The following is a 16,829-nucleotide window of genomic DNA, read 5'->3' as shown; positions in this document are numbered from 1 at the left end:
GGCCGGCGCGGCTCAGGAGGCCGAACGGGGCGCGGTCCGGCGAAGCCAGAGCAGGCCGAGCACCGGGAGCACCAGTGGCACGAATCCGTACCCGCTGCCGTAGCCCGACCACACCGTCGCGTCGGGGAAGGCGGCGCGGTCGGCCAGGCTGTAGGTGCCGACCGCGATGACGCCGACGAGTTCGACGGTGCAGGAGACGACGGCGACGCGATGCGACGTACGGCCGGAGCGGGCCAGCATCACCGTGGCGAGCACGTACACGGCCGCGGCGAACGCCGACAGCAGGTACGCGACCGGCGCCTCGTGGAACTTCGTGGCGATCTGCAGACCCGCCCGCGATCCAGCGGCGAGGGCGAACACGCCGTAGACGGCGACCAGCACCCGCCCGGGTCCGGATCGCCGCGCGCCCGGCTCAGCCATGCCATACCTGCTGCATCCGGACGACGAGGACGGCGATCACGAGGAAGCCGGCGGCGAGGACGACCGGGCCCCATCGGGTGCGCTCGGCCAGTCCCCAGAAGGCGGCGACGGGCAGGATGACCAGCGATCCCGCGAGGTAGCCGATGAAGATCGGCATCCCGCCGGCCGGCCGGGCGCCGCCCGCCAGCCGGACGATCGCCCAGATCACCTGGACGAGCAGCCCCGCCTCGCCCAGCGCGGCCGCGCCCAGCAGGACGACACCGACCCGGTGGTTCAGGGCGGCCGTCACCAGGGCCAGACCGGCGAGCACGAGCACGCCGATGATCAGTGACACCGCCAGGGCGTGGACCACGCGTCAGCCTTTCTCTGGGTTCGCCGTTCGCTTCGTCTCCAGGACGAAGACCGTACTACGGGATGTAGTACTGGCGATCGGCGGCCCCGGAGCGCCGGCCGGGGCCCTCCTCAGCGCTTCACGAGTTCGATGTCGAGTTCGACCAGGAGCGTCCCGCCCACCGCGGCGATCCCGACGCGCACGGCCTGGTTCCAGTCGACGGCGAACTCGTCGCGGTTCAGCTCCGTGATCGCGTGGAAGCCGCAGCGCACGCCGCCCCACGGGTCCGGGCCCGTGCCGAGGTAGGTGGTGTCGAGCGTCACCGGGCGCGTGGTCCCGCGGATGGTCAGCTCACCGTCCATCGCCCACCGGTCGTCGGCGAGCCGCCGCAGCCCCTTGCTGCGGAAGGTGATCTCGGGGTACTCGTCGACGTACAGGAAGTCCTTGCTGCGCAGGTGGGTGTCGCGGTCGGAGTTCCCGGTGTCGATGCTGGCGGCCCGCAGGGCGACCTCCACCGTGGAGTTCTCCACCGGGTCGGTGACGACGATCTCGCCGCTGAAGTCGGCGATGCGCCCGCGCACGCTGACGAGCCCGATGTGCCGGGCCCGTACCTGGACGGAGGAGTGCACCGGGTCGATGTCCCAGACCCCCGGTTCGGGGAGCCGTCGCCCGCCGGTCCCCGCGATCTCGATGTCCCCGAGGTCGAGGCCGGACGGGCCGACGACCGCGGTCCGGGCCTCCGGCTGGTGTCCCGCGGCGGAGACGATCAGCGTGTAGACGCCGGGCGCGACCCCCTCCAGGGCGGCGCGGCCGGTCGAGTCGACCGCGACGCGGGCCGCCTGGCGGCCCATCGCGTCGGTGAGCGTCAGGATCGCGTGCTCGACCGGCCATCCCCCGGGGGCGACGATCCGGGCCGTGACGGCGTTCGCGTTGTTCACTCAGAGGCCCCTTTCAGGCGGTCAGCGTGACGTCGGCCTCGACGGGCCGGCCGCCGATGATGTGGACGGGGACGGCGGCCGGGCCGGGACCCGCGGCGACGACGGTGTACGTCCCCGGTTCGAGGTCCTCGAAGGAGAACTCACCGGCCGCGCCGCTCACGGCGTTCCCGACGATGCCGCCCGCCTCGTCCATCAGCGTGATCCGCGCGCCGTCGTACGGCCGGTCGTGCAGCCGCACCTCGCCGTTCAGCGTGCCGCGGGCGAGGAGTTCCAGGTCCTGACGGGTCTGCGTGCCCTGCCGGACCGTCACGGCGACGGCCACCGGTCGCTGTCCGGGCGCCGAGGCGACTAGCGTGTAGGCGCCCTCGGGGAGGCTGATGAACGAGAAGCCGCCTCCCTCCGTGCTGCGCGCCGTCGCGACCACGTCGCCCTGGACGTCGGTCACGGTGATCGTGGCGTCCGAGACGGGCCGGCGGGTGCCGGAGATCCGGACGATGCCGATCAGTCCCCCGACGCCGGCGATCGTCATGTCGTGGCGGACGGTCCCCGTTCCGACCGCCACGAGCGAGGCGATCGGCTCGTGTCCGGGCGCCGAGGCGATGATCAGGTAGGTGCCGCCCTTCTGCACGGTCAGGCGGTACTCCCCGTCCATCCCCGTGTACGCGGAGCCGATCTTGCGGCCGGCCATGTCGGCCAGCGTGACCACCGCGTCGGCGACCGGCGGTCCCTCCGTCCGCTGCACCGTGCCGAAGACGGTGAGCGTCTCGCTCAGCGCCGTGTTCTCAGTCATCGGTCCATTCCTCCGTCGTGCGGCCGTTCCGGGGCCGCGGCCAGGGCTTCGAGGGCGGGCAGCGCGGCGGCGAGGCCGGCCCGCTGCTCCGCCGGCAGCCGCCGGATCTCCTCCTCGAGGAACCCGGTCGTACGCCGCCCGAGATCGTCCAGCAGTTCGTCGCCGGCGTCGCTCAGGACGAGCCGGCACACCCGGCGGTCCCGCGGGTCGGGCCGCCGATCGATCAGTTCGAGTTTCGCCAGCGCGTCCACGATGTGGGAGACGGTCGGGGTGCTGACCGCCATCCGACGGGCGAGCTCCCCCACGGGGAGCGGCCCGTCGGCGGCGATGGTGGTCAGCGCCGACAGCCGGCTCGGGGTCAGGTGCTCCGGCCAGTCCTTGCGCATCCTGCGGTTGAGGGCGACGAGGGCGACCCTGAGCCGCCCCGCGACGGCCCCGGACCCCTCGCCGGCGTGCTCCCGGCCCGCGCCCGCGCGCTCCCCGTTCGCACGGTCCGCGCCCGTACGGCCCGCGCCCGTGCTGCCCGCGTCCGTACGGACCCCGTCCAGGCAGTCCGCGTCCGCGCGGTCCGCCCGCGGATCGGCGTCCACGGTCAGTCGCCCAGCGCCACGCGCACGTCGGACGGCACGCCGGGCGCCACCTGGACGGTCGCCGTCACGGGACGGTGGCCGGCCGCGACCAGCGTGTAGCCGCCGTCCGCCAGCCCGGTGATCCGGTACGCGCCGTTCTCGTCGGTGACGGTGGTCGCGACCACCTCGCCGTTCTCGTCGGTGACGGTCGTGGTGATCCCGGCGACCGGCTCTCCGTGCGGGGAGCGCACCACGCCGTGCAGCGCGCCGGTCGGGACGACGCTGTCGGGAACGAGCGGGAAGTCCCGTACGACCGACGCCTCCCCCACGATGACGGTCGCGGCCTGCGGGACGCGGCCGGGCGCGGTGGCGATCACGAGGTGGTCGCCGTCCGTGACCGCGATGGAGTACCGGCCGTCCGGGCCGGTCGTGGCCCGCCCGAGCTGGTGTCCGTCGGGGCCGGTGACCGTGACGGCGGCGCCGCTCACGGGCGCGCCCGACCCGTCGTGGATGAGACCCGCGATGACCGGGCCCTGCCGGCCGTTCGACGTGGCCCGCTGGGCCGCTCCCGGCGCGTGCGTGGTCACGGGGACCTGCGCCGTGGGCCGGGCGTCCGCCGGCGCGTGGCCGGCCGTCGGGACCATCTGCGGGACGGTGGGCTCGCTGAGCGCGATCCCGGCCTCGCCGGTCACCCCGGCCAGTTCCGAGCCGAGCGACTCGTGCTCGGCGGGCTCCTGGCCCGGCTTGTTCCGCTTGGTCAGCAGCGACGCGATCGCGGCGACGACACAGGCGACGATCGCGAACCAGAACGCGACCGTCAGGCCGTCGTGGAACGGCTGCGTGATCAGGTGCGGGAAGAAGCTGCGCCCGGTGAGGTACGAGGCGTGGTCGGCGGGCAGCTTGTGCAGCTCGGGGCCGAGCAGTTGCTGCATCGGGTTGTAGCCGAGGAACGCCGCGAACAGCACCGCGATCGGCGGCAGCTGCGAGATTCCGTGGGCCGTCTGGGCCGGGACGCCCTGGGCCGTCAGGCCGCTCTCCATCGACGACGGCAGGCTGTGCGACAGGCCCGCCACCATCAGGCTGAAGAAGATGCCGATCGACAGCACCATCGCGGCGTTCTGGAAGGTCGCGGTCATGCCGGCGCCGACGCCCCGCTGGTCGGCCGGGACCGAGTTCATGATGTCGGCGCGGTTCGGGGAGGCGAACATGCCGGACCCGATGCCGTTGATCACCAGCAGCAGGGCGAACACCCAGTAGGAGAAGTTCACCGGGATGGCGAGGAGCAGCAGGAAGCTGAGCCCCGTGACGAGCGCGCCGCCGACCGTGAACACCCGGGCGCCGAGCCGGTCCGACAGGATCCCGGACAGCGGTGCCGACAGCAGGAAGCCGACGGTCAGCGGGATCATGTAGATGCCCGCCCACAGCGGCGTGTCCTCGAAGCTGTAGCCGTGCTGGGGCAGCCAGATGCCCTGCAGCCAGATGATCAGCATGAACTGCAGGCCACCGCGGCCGAGCGCGGTCAGCAGGCTCGCCAGGTTCCCCGCGGTGAAGGTGCGGTTCTTGAACAGCGAGAGGTTGAACAGCGGCTCGGCGATCTTCGTCTCGATGAAGAGGAAGACGCACAGGACGAGCGCGCCGCCGATCAGCGCGGTGAGCACCCACGGGTTGGTCCATCCCATGGTGTGATCCTTGTACGGCTGGATCCCGTAGGTGATGCCGATCAGAACCGAGATCAAACCGATAGCGAAGGTGAGGTTGCCCCACCAGTCGATCTTGGCCTTCTTGCGGACGCCGGTGTCGTGCAGCTTGATGTAGGCCCAGAACGTCCCGAAGATGCCGAACGGCACCGAGACCAGGAAGACGTAGTGCCAGTTGACCGGGCCGAGGATGCCGCCGAGGATCAGCCCGATGAACGAGCCGGCGATGCCCGCGATCGCGTTGATGCCGAGCGCCATGCCGCGCTTGGTGGCGGGGAACGCGTCGGTGAGGATGGCGGTCGAGTTGGCGAACAGCAGCGCGCCGCCGATGCCCTGGACGATCCGCCAGCCGATGAGCCAGAGGGCCGCCGCCGATCCGTGCATCCAGCAGATCGACAGCAGGATCGAGCAGACGGTGAAGACGGCGAAGCCGAGGTTGTACATCCGGACCCGGCCGTACATGTCGCCGAGCCGGCCGAAGGACACCACCAGCACCGCGGTGACGACCATGAAGCCCATCATCATCCACAGCAGGTAACTGGTGTTTCCGGCGCCGAGAGGGTCGAGACCGATGCCGTCGAAGATGTTCGGCAGCGCGATGAGCACGATCGACTGATTGATCATGACCATCAGCACGCCGAGCGTCGTGTTCGACAGCGCGATCCACTTGTATCCGGGCCCGAGGGCCCGGTGGTCTGGTCGTCCGGTCGCGTGTGCGCCCGTCGTCATGGGGGATGCGCTCCTGATAGTTCGTCAGCACAAATGTTGCTTAGCGCTAACTAACTATAGAGCAACCCGGTTCGTCCAAGACGCCCGGCCCGGCGAGATACCCCCCAAGTGGGCAATCAGGAAGAGAACGCCCGCCGGGCGGGTCCGTGCCGGGCGGGCCTCAGGCGCCGTACACCGGCTCCGGTGACGCGGCCCCGGCCAGCAGGCCGCGGACCACGGGCCCCAGCTCCGCGGCGTCCCATCGCGCCCCCTTGTCGACGGACGGCCCGTGCCGGAACCCCTCCATCACGCAGATCCGGCCGCCCTCGGCCTCGAACACCCGGCCCGTGACGTCACAGCCGGACGACCCGAGCCAGACGACGAGCGGCGACACGTTCTCCGGCGCCATCGCGTCGAAGCCGCCGTCCCCGGGCGCCGCCATCGTCGCGGCGAACACCTCCTCGGTCATGCGGGTACGGGCCGCCGGGGCGATCGCGTTGACCCGTACGCCGTAGCGCCCCAGCTCGGCCGCCGCCACCAGGGCCAGCCCGACGACGCCCGCCTTGGCCGCCGCGTAGTTGCCCTGACCGACGCTGCCGAGCAGCCCCGCCCCCGAGGACGTCATGACGACGCGGCCGATCCCGGGACGGCCCGCCTCCGCCTCGGCCCGCCAGTGCAGACCCGCCTGCCGCAGCGGCAGGAAGTGCCCTTTGAGGTGGACGCGCGTGACCGCGTCCCACTCCTCCTCCGACAGGTTCACGAGCATCCGGTCCCGCAGGAACCCGGCGTTGCAGACCAGAGTGTCGAGCCGCCCGAACGCGTCGAGGGCGGTCCGCACCAGCGCCTCCGCGCCCTCGGAGGTCGCGACGTCGTACGGCGCCGCCACCGCCTCGCCGCCCGTCCCCCGGATCTCCGCGACCACGTCGTCGGCCGGGCCCGGGGAGCCGCCCGAGCCGTCCAGCCCGACCCCGATGTCGTTCACCACGACCGCCGCGCCCTGCCGGGCGAACTCCAGGGCGTGGGCACGCCCGAGCCCGCGCCCGGCCCCGGTGACGACGACGACACGCCCCTCACAGATCATTCGTCCTCCCGGTTCGTCCGGTTCGCGTTGGCCGCGCCGAGGAAGGCGGGACGCTCGCCGCCGCCGTGCACCAGCAGCGCCGAACCGCTGACGTAGCCGGCGAGGTCGGAGGCGAGGAAGACGCACGCGGCCCCGGCGTCGTACGGGTCGGCCAACCGGCCCAGGGGCACGGTGCGCTCGACGGCGGCGATGCCCTCCTCGTCGCCGTAGTGCAGGTGCGATCGCTCGGTGCGGACCATGCCGAGGGTCAGCGCGTTGACGCGCACCTTCGGCGCCCACTCGACGGCCAGGCTGCGGGTGAGGTTGTCCAGGCCCGCCTTCGCCGCGCCGTACGCCGCGGTGCCCGGCGACGGGCGCCCCCCGCTCACGCTGCCGACCATGATGATCGAGCCACCGTCGCCGCGCTGCATGACCGCGTTGGCCGCCCGGGCGGCGAAGAGGGGGGCGACGAGGTTCAGCTCGATGATCTTGGCGTGCGTGCGGGGGTCGCCGTCGGCGGCCGGCAGGTACGGGGTGCCGCCCGCGTTGTTCACCAGGACGTCGAGCCGGTCGAGGCTCTCGACGAGGTCCCGTACGGCGCCGGCGTCGCGTACGTCGAGCGGGACGAAGCCCAGACCGGGCGGCGGCCGCTCCGGCGCGTGGCGGGCGACGGCGATCACGTCGGCGCCGGCGTCGAGGAACGCCCGGCTGATGCCGAGGCCGACCCCGCGCACGCCCCCGGTCACGACCGCGACCTTGCCGGTGAGATCGAGCGTGTAGGCCATCGCACCCTCCCCCTGTACGATACTTCTAACAAACGTTTGGTGGAAAGGTAGCGCATGGGCATCTCCACCACGCTTCACCGACCGGGCGTCGCCGACGTCGTCGTGAACGTCCCACCCGTCAACGCGCTGACCGCCCAGGGCTGGCAGGACCTGGCCGACGCGGTGCTGGCCGCCGGCCGCGACCCGGCCGTCCGCGCGGTGGTGCTCCGCGCCGAGGGGCGCGGTTTCAACGCCGGCGTCGACATCAAGGAGATGCAGGCCGCCGAAGGGCACACGGCGCTGCTCTTGGCCAACCGCGGCTGCTACGCCGCGTTCGCGGCCGTCTACGAGTGCGCGGTGCCGGTCATCGCGGCGGTGCACGGCTTCTGCCTGGGCGGCGGCATCGGCCTGGTCGGCAACGCCGACATCGTCGTGGCCGCCGAGGACGCCTACTTCGGCCTGCCCGAAGTGGATCGCGGGGCCCTCGGCGCGGCGACCCACCTGGCCCGGCTCGTGCCGCAGCACCTGATGCGGGCGATGGTCTACACGTGCCGTACCGTCACCGCGGCGGAGCTGCACCGGCACGGGTCCGTGCTCGAGGTCGTTCCCGCCGCCGACCTGCGCGAGCGCGCGCTGGAGCTCGCCGGGACGATCGCCGCCAAGGACCCGTACGTCATCCGCCGGGCCAAGGAGTCGCTGAACGGCATCGACCCGGTCGATCCGAAACGCAGCTACCGGTTCGAACAGGGCTTCACCTTCGAGCTGAACCTCGCCGGCGCCGGCGACCGCCACCGCGCCGCCTTCATCGCGGACGAGGAGACGGCGTGACCACCGCGCCGAACGCCCCCGCGAAGGAGCTCTCGATCGAGGAGGTGGTCGGCTCGATCGAGTCCGGGATGACCGTCGGCATCGGCGGCTGGGGCTCGCGGCGCAAACCGATGGCCCTGGTCCGGGCGATCTGCCGCTCCGGCCTCACCGACCTCACCGTGGTCTCCTACGGCGGCCCGGACGTCGGGCTGCTGTGCGCGTACGGCAAGGTCCGGCGCGTCGTCGCGCCGTTCGCGACGCTCGACTCGATCCCCCTCGAACCGCACTTCCGCCGGGCCCGGCAGCAGGGGACGATCGCCTTCACCGAGTACGACGAGGGCATGTTCATGTTCGGGCTGTACGCGGCGGCGCACCGGCTGCCCTTCCTGCCCACCCCCTCCGGCCTCGGCTCCGACGTCATGCGCGTGAACCCCGAGCTGAGGACGGTCCGCTCCCCGTACGAGGACGGCGAGGAGCTGGTCGCGATGCCCGCGCTGACGATGGACGTCGCCCTGATCCACCTCAACCGGGCGGACCGGCGCGGCAACGGTCAGTACCTCGGCCCCGACCCGTACCTCGACGACCTGTTCGCCAAGGCGGCGGCCCGGACGTACGTCTCGTGCGAACGCCTCGTCGAGACGGCCGACCTGCTGAAGGAGGGGCCGGTGCAGAGCCTGCTGATCAGCCGGTCACACGTGACGGGCGTCGTCGAGACGCCGAACGGCGCCCACTTCACCTCCTGCGAACCGGACCACGGCCGCGACGAGGCGTTCCAGCGGGCGTACGCCGCCGCGGCCGGTGACCCGGCGGCCTGGACGGCGTTCCGCGAGCGGTTCCTGGCCGGCGACGAGGCGGCCTACCAGTCCGCCGTCCGTGCCTGGCGGCAGGAGGAGGAACGATGACCGGGTCGGCACGGCGCCTTGGGGATGGGGCCGACGAAGGACGTTCCATGAGCGCGACGAGGGCCGAGGTGTGCGTGACGGCGTGCGCGGAGGCGTTCCGCGGCGATGGCGAGGTCCTCGCGGCGGGCATCGGCGGCGCCGTCACCGTCCTGGCCGCCCGGCTCGCGCGGCTGACGTTCGAGCCCGCCCTGCTCACGCACGACGGCGTGTGCCTGCTGACCGGCGACGTTCCCGCGCTCGGCGAGAGCCCTGGTGAGGTCGAGGGCTGGCTGCCGTTCCGCGAGCACCTGTGGCTGGTGCTGAACGGCCGCCGCCACGTCATGCTCGGCGCGAGCCAGATCGACCGGTTCGGCAACACGAACATCTCGTGCATCGGCGACTGGGCGCGCCCGAAGGCCCAGCTGCTCGGCGTGCGCGGCGTGCCGGGCAACACCCGGTGCGGCACGACCAGCTACTGGATCCCCCGCCACTCGCCGCGGGTGTTCGTCGAGACGGTCGACATGGTCAGCGGTGTCGGGTACGACCGGGGCGCCCATGAAATCCGCGTCGTCGTCACCGACCTGGCCGTCCTCGACTTCGCCACCCCGGACCGGCGGATGCGACTCCGCTCGGCCCACCCCGGCGTGACCGTCGACCAGGTCGTCGCGGCCACGGGCTTCGACCTCACCGTCCCCGACGAGGTCCCCACCACCCGCGTCCCGGACGCGCAGGAGCTGCGCGTCATCCGCGAGGTCCTCGACCCCGACGGCCTGCGCGACCGCGAGGTCCCGGAAGGCTCCCGCCGGTGAGGGAGCGGACGCGGCGGCGCCGGCCGGCTCCGGGCCCGGCCGGCGAGAGACCGGAGGGGTTCGAACCATGCGGACGGCGCCGGCCGGACCCGGGCCCGACCGGTGAGAGACGAGAGAGGGGCGAACCGTGCGGACGGCGCTGACCGACCTGACCGGCGTGCGGCACCCGGTCGTGCAGACCGGCATGGGCTGGGTGGCCGGCCCGCGCCTGGTGTCGGCGGTGGCGAACGCGGGCGGCCTCGGCATCCTCGCCTCCGCCACCATGACCGCCGGCGGACTCGCCGCCGCGATCCGCGAGGTGAAGGAGCGCACCGAGGCGCCGTTCGGGGTGAACCTGCGGGCCGACGCCGCGGACGCCGCGCAGCGGATCGACCTGCTCATCCAGGAGGGCGTACGGGTCGCGTCCTTCGCGCTGGCGCCCAGACCGGAGCTGATCGCGCGGCTGAAGGACGCCGGCGTCGTCGTCATCCCCTCCGTCGGGGCGCGCCGGCACGCCGAGAAGGTGGCGGCGTGGGGCGCCGACGCCGTCCTCGTCCAGGGCGGCGAGGGCGGCGGGCACACCGGCCCGATCGCCACCACGCTGCTGCTCCCCCAGGTCCTCGACGCGGTGGACGTCCCGGTGATCGCGGCGGGCGGTTTCTTCGACGGCCGGGGGCTGGCGGCGGCGCTGGCGTACGGGGCGGCCGGCGTGGCGATGGGCACCCGTTTCCTGCTGACCTCCGACAGTCCGGTGCCCGACGCGGTGAAGCGGGTCTACCTCGGCATGGCCGACACCGTCGTCACCCGGCGGGTCGACGGCATGCCGCACCGGGTGCTGCGCACCGACCTGGTCGACGCGCTGGAGCGCTCCGGCCGGGTCACCGGCCTGGCCCGCGCGCTGCGCAACGCCGCCCGCTTCAAACGCGTGTCCGGGACGTCCTGGCGCACGATGGTCCGCGACGGGCTGGCGATGCGTCACGGCAAGGAGCTGTCCTGGTCGCAGGTGCTGATGGCCGCGAACACCCCGATGCTGCTCAAGGCCGCCATGGTCGACGGCCGCCCCGACCTCGGCGTGATGGCCTCCGGCCAGGCCGTCGCCGTCATCGACGACCTGCCCTCCTGCCGCGACCTGATCGACCGCATCATCGCGGAGGCCACCGAGATCGTAACGGCCCTTCCGCGCCTGACCACCGGCTGAGCGCCGGCGCCGAGGGTTTTCGTCGTCCCGGCGACGAAGACCCTCGGCCGTACGTCACCGGCCTCATCCCTCCAGCCGGCGGCCGTCCTCGTACTCGGCGGGTACCTCGTCCGCCCAGGGATCGATGCCCTCGCGTTCGAGTTCGTCGAACCAGCGGTCGCGCCGGGACTCCGGCAGCCGGGATCCGCACCACGGGCAGAAGTCGATGACGATGGACGAGCGGCCGCCGTCGTGCACGATCAGCCCGTATTCGCGGAACTTCGGGACGTACACGACGACCGCGTCCGGGCAGTCGTACGGGTCGAGGTGCGTGGGACAGTCCCAGGTCAGGCGGCGCCGCATGCCGTCACAACAGTGCTCGCCCTCGTCCGCCGATCCGGGTTCACCGGCCCGCCGGCTCATCCGGCGAGATCGCGGAGGACGGCGATCGCATCCCCGGCGCGGTCCCGGGGGACGAAGAGATGGTCGTGGTAGAAGGCCGAGACGGCGTTGCAGCTGATGCCCGCCTCCGCCAACGCGGCGGTGACGGCCGCCATCATCCCGACGGCCTCCAGCGACGAGTGGATCCGCAGTGTGATCCACGCGCTGGGGAAGACCCCGTCCAGCCCGGCCTTCTCCGCCTGTGCCCGCGGCAGGACGAGCGTCCGCCCCTCCGTCTCCTCGAAGACGAGCACCGGCTCGACTCCGGCCGGCGTCTCCCGGTCCCGCGACGTGACGAAGACGTACTCGTCCTCGTGCAGCAGCGGATCCAACCCGGCCAGCAGTCGCCGCAGATCGGTCTCCCCCGCCACCATCGTCTCCCCTACGCCGGGCCAGGACCGGTGCACGCTGACGCGCACCGGCGGATCGGATCCTCTCCCGTCGTCCGCCCGCCGCGCAATCGCGTTCCCCGGCGCGTTCGGTCCCGGACGCGGTGGAGCCGCGCAGCGCCGGAGCCCGTCGGTCAGCGCAGCGCGGCCAGGACGCGGGCGCGGTGCTCGGCGGGGGTGCCCCAGGCCGAGCGCAGCGCACGGATCTTGCGGATCCACAGGGACGGGTCGTACTCGTCGGTGTAGCCGATCGCGCCGTGCACCTGGAGGGCGATCCGGGCGGCCGCGTACGCCGCGTCGGAGGCCGCGGCCTTGGCCGCCGACACGTCGCGCGGGAAGTCCGGTGAGCCGAAGGACAGCGCGGCGCCGTACGCCAGCGGCCGGGCGAACTCCAGGCCGGTCAGGGCGTTCGCCAGGTGGTGCTTGACCGCCTGGAACTCCCCGATCGGGCGGCCGAACTGCCGCCGGGTCCGCGCGTACTCCACCGTCGCGTCGAGCAGGGCCCGTCCCAGGCCGAGCAGCTGCGCGGCGCAGGCAAGCGCGGCCAGGGCGTACGCCGTCGCGGCGGCGCGGGACACGGCCGGTCCGGCGGTCAGGCGTTCCGCCGCGCGCACCGGGAACAGCCGGCGTGCGGGGTCCAGGGAGCGTACGGCGGGGCCTACGGGCGCGGCCGACGCCAGGGACTCCCCGTCCGCCAGCAGGACCAGGTCGGCGGTGTCCGCGTCGAGGGCGCGGCGGACCGGGCCGGGCGGTGCCAGCGAGACGACGGCCTGTCCGCCCGCGATCCTCGGCAGCCATTCGGCGGCCGGGCCCGCGTCGCCGCTCCCGTCGATGAGCGCGGCCGCCGCGAGGGTCTCGACGACCGGCCCGGGCGCCGCGTGGCGGCCCAGCTCGTGCGCGGCGACGACGAGTTCGACCGGGAGCGGCCCGGCCCCACCGTGACGTTCGGGCACCGTCAGGGTGAACACCCCGGCCTCCCCCAGCGCGGACCACAGCGTGCGGTCGTGGTCGCCGGCCACCCATCGCCGGATCAGGGCGGGAGTGCCGGCCTCGGTGAGGAGCTCGTGCAGGGTGTCGCCGAACAGCCGCTGCTCGGCGTCGAGGGCGAACCTCATCTCCGGGCCTCCCTGGGCAGGCCGAGGACGCGCTCGGCGATGACGTTGCGCTGTATCTCGTTCGTGCCGGCGTAGATCGGGCCGGCGAGGGAGAAGACGTAGCCCTCCAGCCAGTCCCCGTCGAGTTCGGCGTCCGCGCCGAGGATGTCGAGCGCGGTCTCCTGCAGCTCGACGTCGAGCTCGGACCAGAAGACCTTGTTCACGCTGGCCTCGGCGCCGACGTCGTCGGCGCGGGAGATCGTCTCGAACCCCTTGAGCCGGTAGGCGCGCGCCTTGATCCAGGCGTCGGCGACGCGGTCGCGCAGCAGCGGGTCGGCGCCGTGCGCGCGCCACAGCGTCACGAGGCGGTCGGCGGCGGCAAGGAACCGGCCGGGGCTGCGGAGGGTGAGCCCGCGTTCGTTGCCGGCCGTGCTCATCGCGACGGCCCAGCCCTGACCAGGCTCGCCGATGACGTCCCGGTCGGGCACGAACACCTCGTCGAGGAACAGCTCGGCGAACGCGGGTTTTCCGTCGAGCCGCCCGATGGGCCGTACGGTCACGCCGTCGGCGCCGAGCGGGAACATCAGGTACGTCAGCCCGCGGTGGCGTTCGGCGGCGGGGTCGGAGCGGAACAGCCCGAACGCCCGGTCGGCGAAGGCGGCGCGCGAGCTCCAGGTCTTCTGGCCGTTCAGCCGCCAGCCGCCGTCGACGCGGGTGGCGGTCGCGCGCAGGGCGGCCAGGTCGCTGCCGGCGCCGGGCTCGGACCAGGCCTGGGCCCAGATCACCTCTCCGGAGGCCATCGGCGGCAGGACGCGTTCGCGCTGGTCCGGGGTGCCGTGGGTGAAGAGCGTCGGGGCGAGCAGGTTGATGCCGTTCTGGCTCACCCGGCCCGGGGCGCCGGCCGCGTAGTACTCCTCCTCGAAGACGAGCCATTCCAGCGGGGACGCGCCCCGGCCGCCGTACTCCTCGGGCCAGGACACCACGGACAGCCGGGCCGCCGCGAGCGTCCGCTCCCATTCCCGGTGGGCGGCGAAGCCCTCTTCGGTCTCCAGCGACGGCGGCGGCGTCGCCGGAACGTTCCGGCGCAGCCAGTCGCGCACCTCGGCCCGGAAGGGCTCCACCGACGACAGGTCCAGATCCATGGCCGTCCGCCTCAGATTCTTTCTAACAAGTGTTTGGTAGAGTAACCCACGTGAGCGAGACCGGCACTCCCTCCACCCGGGCGACGCCCGTCCCCGGCCACGGGCTCCTGCGCGACCGCGTCGTCGTGGTGACGGCGGCGGCCGGCGCGGGCATCGGCGGGGCGACGGCCCGGCGCTGCCTGGAGGAGGGCGCGCGGGTGATGATCAGTGACGCGCACGAACGACGGCTCGGCCGGTCCCTGGCGGAGCTGGCACACGAGTTCGGCGAGGACCTGGTGGCGGCCGCACCCTGCGACGTGACCTCCGAGGACGACGTACGGCGGCTGTTCGCCGCGGCGGCCGAGCGGTTCGGCCGGATCGACGTCGCGGTCAACAACGCCGGCCTCGGCGGCACGGCGGACCTCGTCGAGATGGCCGACGAGCAGTGGTCGCGGGTGCTGGACGTCACGCTGAACGGCACCATGCGCTGCACGCGCGCGGCCCTGCGGATCATGCGCGGCCAGGGGCACGGCGTGATCGTGAACAACGCGTCCGTGGTCGGCTGGCGGGCGCAGCGCGGCCAGTCGCACTACGCGGCGGCCAAGGCCGGGGTGATGGCGCTGACCCGCTGCGCCGCGCTGGAGGCCGCGGAGTACGGCGTGCGGATCAACGCGGTGGCGCCCAGCCTCGCCATGCACCCGCACCTGGTGAAGGTGACGAGCGAGGAGCTGCTGACGGAGCTGACCCGCCGGGAGGCGTACGGCCGGTACGCGGAGCCGTGGGAGGTGGCCAACGTTATCGTCTTCCTGGCCACCGACTACTCGTCGTACATGACGGGCGAGGTCGTCGCCGTCTCCAGCCAGCACCCCTGAGCCAGCTCCGAGGTATCCCATGAGTCCACGACGGCGTGACGCCGAGGGCACCGCCGCCGCACGAGCCGAACGGCGGGCCGAACTGCTCGCCACCGCCGCGGAGGTCTTCGCCACCCGCGGCTACGCCGCCACCACCGTGCGGGAGGTCGCGGACGCCGCCGGCATCCTCGGCGGCAGCCTCTACTACCACTTCGATTCCAAGGAATCGATGGCCGACGAGATCCTCTCGACCTTCCTGAACGAGATGTGGGCGGCGTACGACCGGGTGCTCGCCGCGGGCCTCGGGGCGCGCGACACCCTGACCGCCCTCGTCGTCGAGTCGTTCCGCTGCATCGACCGGCACCGGCCGGCGGTCGTGATGTACCAGAACGAGTCGCGGCACCTGGCGAGCGGCCCCCGGTTCGCGTACCTGACCGAGTCACGGCGCCGGTTCGAGGACATGTGGATGACGCTGCTGGAGCGCGGCGTCCGTGAGGGCGCGTTCCGGGCGGACCTGGACACCGCCCTCGTCTACCGCTTCATCCGCGACACCGTCTGGGTGGCGGCGACCTGGTACCAGCGCGGCGGGCGGCTGACCGCGGAGGAGATCGCCGGGCAGTACCTCGCCATGGTCCTCGGGGGGATCCAGCACGAGTAGGAGGCATGTGATGGCGGAGGCCTACATCGTCGAGGCGGTCCGTACGCCCGTCGGCCGGCGGAACGGCGGACTGGCCGGGGTTCACCCGGCGGATCTCGGCGCGCACGTGCTGACGGCGCTGGTCGCGCGGTCCGGCGCCGACCCGGCGGCGGTCGAGGACGTGATCTTCGGGTGCGTCGACACGGTGGGGCCGCAGGCCGGTGACATCGCCCGTACCTGCTGGCTGGCGGCGGGACTGCCGGAGGAGGTGCCGGGCGTCACCGTCGACCGTCAGTGCGGCTCCTCGCAGCAGGCCGTCCACTTCGCCGCCCAGGCCGTGCTCAGCGGCACTTGCGATCTCGTCGTCGCGGGCGGCGTGCAGAACATGTCGCAGGTCCCGATCGCGTACGCGATGACCGCCGGGGCGCAGCTGGGGTTCGCCGGCCCGTTCGCGGGCTCACGTGGCTGGGAGGCGCGCTACGGCGACCAGGAGGTCTCGCAGTTCCGCGGCGCCGAGATGATCGCGGAACGGTGGGGCGTCGGCCGGGCGGAGATGGAGGAGTTCGCGCTGGAGTCCCACCGGCGCGCGGTCCGCGCCATCGACGAGGGCCGGTTCGACCGGGAGATCGCCCCGTACGCCGGCGTCACCGCCGACGAGGGGCCCCGCCGTGACACGTCCCTGGAGAAGATGGCCGCGCTGAAACCGCTCGTCGAGGGCGGCCGGCTGACCGCCGCGCTGGCGTCGCAGATCTCCGACGGCGCCGCGGCCCTGCTCCTCGCCTCCGAACGCGCCGTACGCGACCACGACCTGACCCCGCGCGCCCGCGTCCACCACCTGTCCGTACGCGGCGAGGACCCGGTCCGGATGCTCTCCGCGCCCATCCCCGCGACCGCGTACGCCCTGAAGAGGGCCGGGATGACGATCGGCGACATCGACGTCGTCGAGATCAACGAGGCGTTCGCGCCGGTCGTGCTGGCCTGGCTGAAGGAGACCGGCGCCGACCCGGCCGTGACCAACCCCAACGGCGGCGCGATCGCGCTCGGCCACCCGCTCGGGGCGACCGGCGCCCGGCTGATGACGACGCTGCTGCACGAACTGGAGCGCACCGGCGGGCGGTACGGCCTGCAGACCATGTGCGAGGGCGGCGGCCAGGCCAACGTCACCATCATCGAACGCCTCTGACCCGGCGGCGGCATTCGCTGACGCGCGGCGGTGGGGTCCGGGAGCTTGTCCATCTCCCGGACCCCGGGTTGCCGCCCATTTGCGCACGCCGGCGGCGTTTAAGAGAACGGATCAGTCCTGAGATCGCCGTGCTCTGCCTATTGAGCTAACGCGCCGCGGAGAGGCGCATGCCGGGCTCGAACC

The 16,829-nt window shown here is 73.1% G+C and carries 19 protein-coding genes; 7 read left to right on the top strand and 12 right to left on the bottom strand.

Annotated features, from left to right (window positions below; genetic code table 11):
- Positions 1-12 precede the first annotated feature (12 nt).
- The 8 genes from NE234_RS32655 to NE234_RS32620 all read right to left on the bottom strand — a co-directional run bounded on the left by NE234_RS32655 (position 13) and on the right by NE234_RS32620 (position 7,298).
- Positions 13-420, bottom strand: coding sequence for a hypothetical protein (locus NE234_RS32655; protein WP_252784731.1), 408 nt, complete (start codon positions 418-420; stop codon positions 13-15).
- A complete protein-coding gene (locus NE234_RS32650) occupies positions 413-772 on the bottom strand; it encodes a hypothetical protein (protein ID WP_252784730.1) in 360 nt (119 codons plus the stop codon). The genes NE234_RS32655 and NE234_RS32650 overlap by 8 nt, the downstream gene beginning before the upstream one ends.
- A gap of 110 nt (positions 773-882) precedes the next feature.
- Entirely contained in the window at positions 883-1,689 is an 807-nt protein-coding gene (locus NE234_RS32645) for a YceI family protein (RefSeq protein WP_252784729.1), read from the bottom strand.
- Positions 1,690-1,702: 13 nt separating this feature from the next.
- Positions 1,703-2,479 (bottom strand): MSCRAMM family protein, encoded by a 777-nt coding sequence (locus NE234_RS32640; RefSeq protein WP_252784728.1) that lies wholly within the window; start codon positions 2,477-2,479, stop codon positions 1,703-1,705.
- On the bottom strand, positions 2,476-3,069 hold the full coding sequence (locus NE234_RS32635) for a MarR family winged helix-turn-helix transcriptional regulator (protein ID WP_252784727.1): 594 nt from the start codon (positions 3,067-3,069) through the stop codon (positions 2,476-2,478). Before NE234_RS32635 ends, NE234_RS32640 begins: the two co-directional genes overlap by 4 nt.
- Positions 3,070-3,071: 2 nt before the next feature.
- On the bottom strand, positions 3,072-5,474 hold the full coding sequence (locus tag NE234_RS32630) for an MFS transporter (RefSeq protein ID WP_252784726.1): 2,403 nt from the start codon (positions 5,472-5,474) through the stop codon (positions 3,072-3,074).
- Positions 5,475-5,634: 160 nt separating this feature from the next.
- The gene (locus NE234_RS32625) at positions 5,635-6,534 is read right to left on the bottom strand and encodes an SDR family oxidoreductase (protein WP_252784725.1); all 900 of its coding nucleotides are present in this window, start codon (positions 6,532-6,534) and stop codon (positions 5,635-5,637) included.
- Positions 6,531-7,298 (bottom strand): SDR family oxidoreductase, encoded by a 768-nt coding sequence (locus NE234_RS32620; protein WP_252784724.1) that lies wholly within the window; start codon positions 7,296-7,298, stop codon positions 6,531-6,533. The genes NE234_RS32625 and NE234_RS32620 overlap by 4 nt, the downstream gene beginning before the upstream one ends.
- Before the next feature lie 54 nt (positions 7,299-7,352).
- On the opposite strand from NE234_RS32620, the gene NE234_RS32615 reads away from it, so the two are divergent.
- From NE234_RS32615 to NE234_RS32600, 4 genes are all read left to right on the top strand, one after another.
- On the top strand, positions 7,353-8,105 hold the full coding sequence (locus NE234_RS32615) for an enoyl-CoA hydratase family protein (protein WP_252784723.1): 753 nt from the start codon (positions 7,353-7,355) through the stop codon (positions 8,103-8,105).
- Positions 8,102-8,986 (top strand): CoA transferase subunit A, encoded by an 885-nt coding sequence (locus tag NE234_RS32610; RefSeq protein ID WP_308206956.1) that lies wholly within the window; start codon positions 8,102-8,104, stop codon positions 8,984-8,986. The genes NE234_RS32615 and NE234_RS32610 overlap by 4 nt, the downstream gene beginning before the upstream one ends.
- A gap of 47 nt (positions 8,987-9,033) precedes the next feature.
- A complete protein-coding gene (locus NE234_RS32605) occupies positions 9,034-9,774 on the top strand; it encodes a CoA-transferase subunit beta (protein WP_252784722.1) in 741 nt (246 codons plus the stop codon).
- Positions 9,775-9,901: 127 nt separating this feature from the next.
- Positions 9,902-10,951, top strand: coding sequence for an NAD(P)H-dependent flavin oxidoreductase (locus NE234_RS32600; protein WP_252784721.1), 1,050 nt, complete (start codon positions 9,902-9,904; stop codon positions 10,949-10,951).
- A 63-nt stretch (positions 10,952-11,014) separates the two neighbouring features.
- On the opposite strand, the gene NE234_RS32595 is transcribed toward NE234_RS32600, so the two are convergent.
- From NE234_RS32595 to NE234_RS32580, 4 genes are all read right to left on the bottom strand, one after another.
- Positions 11,015-11,353: a DUF6980 family protein gene (locus NE234_RS32595; protein WP_406567099.1), complete on the bottom strand. Its 339-nt coding sequence runs from the start codon at positions 11,351-11,353 to the stop codon at positions 11,015-11,017.
- Positions 11,350-11,790, bottom strand: a complete 441-nt coding sequence (locus NE234_RS32590; RefSeq protein WP_252784719.1) for an ACT domain-containing protein — start codon at positions 11,788-11,790, stop codon at positions 11,350-11,352. Before NE234_RS32590 ends, NE234_RS32595 begins: the two co-directional genes overlap by 4 nt.
- 104 nt (positions 11,791-11,894) lie before the next feature.
- Positions 11,895-12,875, bottom strand: coding sequence for an acyl-CoA dehydrogenase family protein (locus NE234_RS32585; RefSeq protein WP_252784718.1), 981 nt, complete (start codon positions 12,873-12,875; stop codon positions 11,895-11,897).
- Positions 12,872-13,996 (bottom strand): acyl-CoA dehydrogenase family protein, encoded by a 1,125-nt coding sequence (locus NE234_RS32580; protein ID WP_252784717.1) that lies wholly within the window; start codon positions 13,994-13,996, stop codon positions 12,872-12,874. The genes NE234_RS32585 and NE234_RS32580 overlap by 4 nt, the downstream gene beginning before the upstream one ends.
- 50 nt (positions 13,997-14,046) lie before the next feature.
- Here NE234_RS32580 and NE234_RS32575 point away from each other — a divergent pair, with 50 nt between their 5' ends.
- The 3 genes from NE234_RS32575 to NE234_RS32565 are packed head-to-tail and all read left to right on the top strand — an operon-like array spanning position 14,047 to position 16,646.
- The gene (locus NE234_RS32575) at positions 14,047-14,847 is read left to right on the top strand and encodes an SDR family oxidoreductase (RefSeq protein WP_252784716.1); all 801 of its coding nucleotides are present in this window, start codon (positions 14,047-14,049) and stop codon (positions 14,845-14,847) included.
- A gap of 19 nt (positions 14,848-14,866) precedes the next feature.
- Complete coding sequence (locus tag NE234_RS32570) at positions 14,867-15,484, top strand: TetR/AcrR family transcriptional regulator (RefSeq protein ID WP_252784715.1); 618 nt, start codon at positions 14,867-14,869, stop codon at positions 15,482-15,484.
- A gap of 10 nt (positions 15,485-15,494) precedes the next feature.
- Complete coding sequence (locus tag NE234_RS32565) at positions 15,495-16,646, top strand: acetyl-CoA C-acetyltransferase (RefSeq protein WP_252784714.1); 1,152 nt, start codon at positions 15,495-15,497, stop codon at positions 16,644-16,646.
- Positions 16,647-16,829: the final 183 nt, after the last annotated feature.

Source organism: Actinoallomurus rhizosphaericola (assembly GCF_024055675.1).
GTDB classification, from domain to species: domain Bacteria; phylum Actinomycetota; class Actinomycetes; order Streptosporangiales; family Streptosporangiaceae; genus Actinoallomurus; species Actinoallomurus soli.
This window is presented reverse-complemented; position numbering and strand designations above follow the sequence as displayed.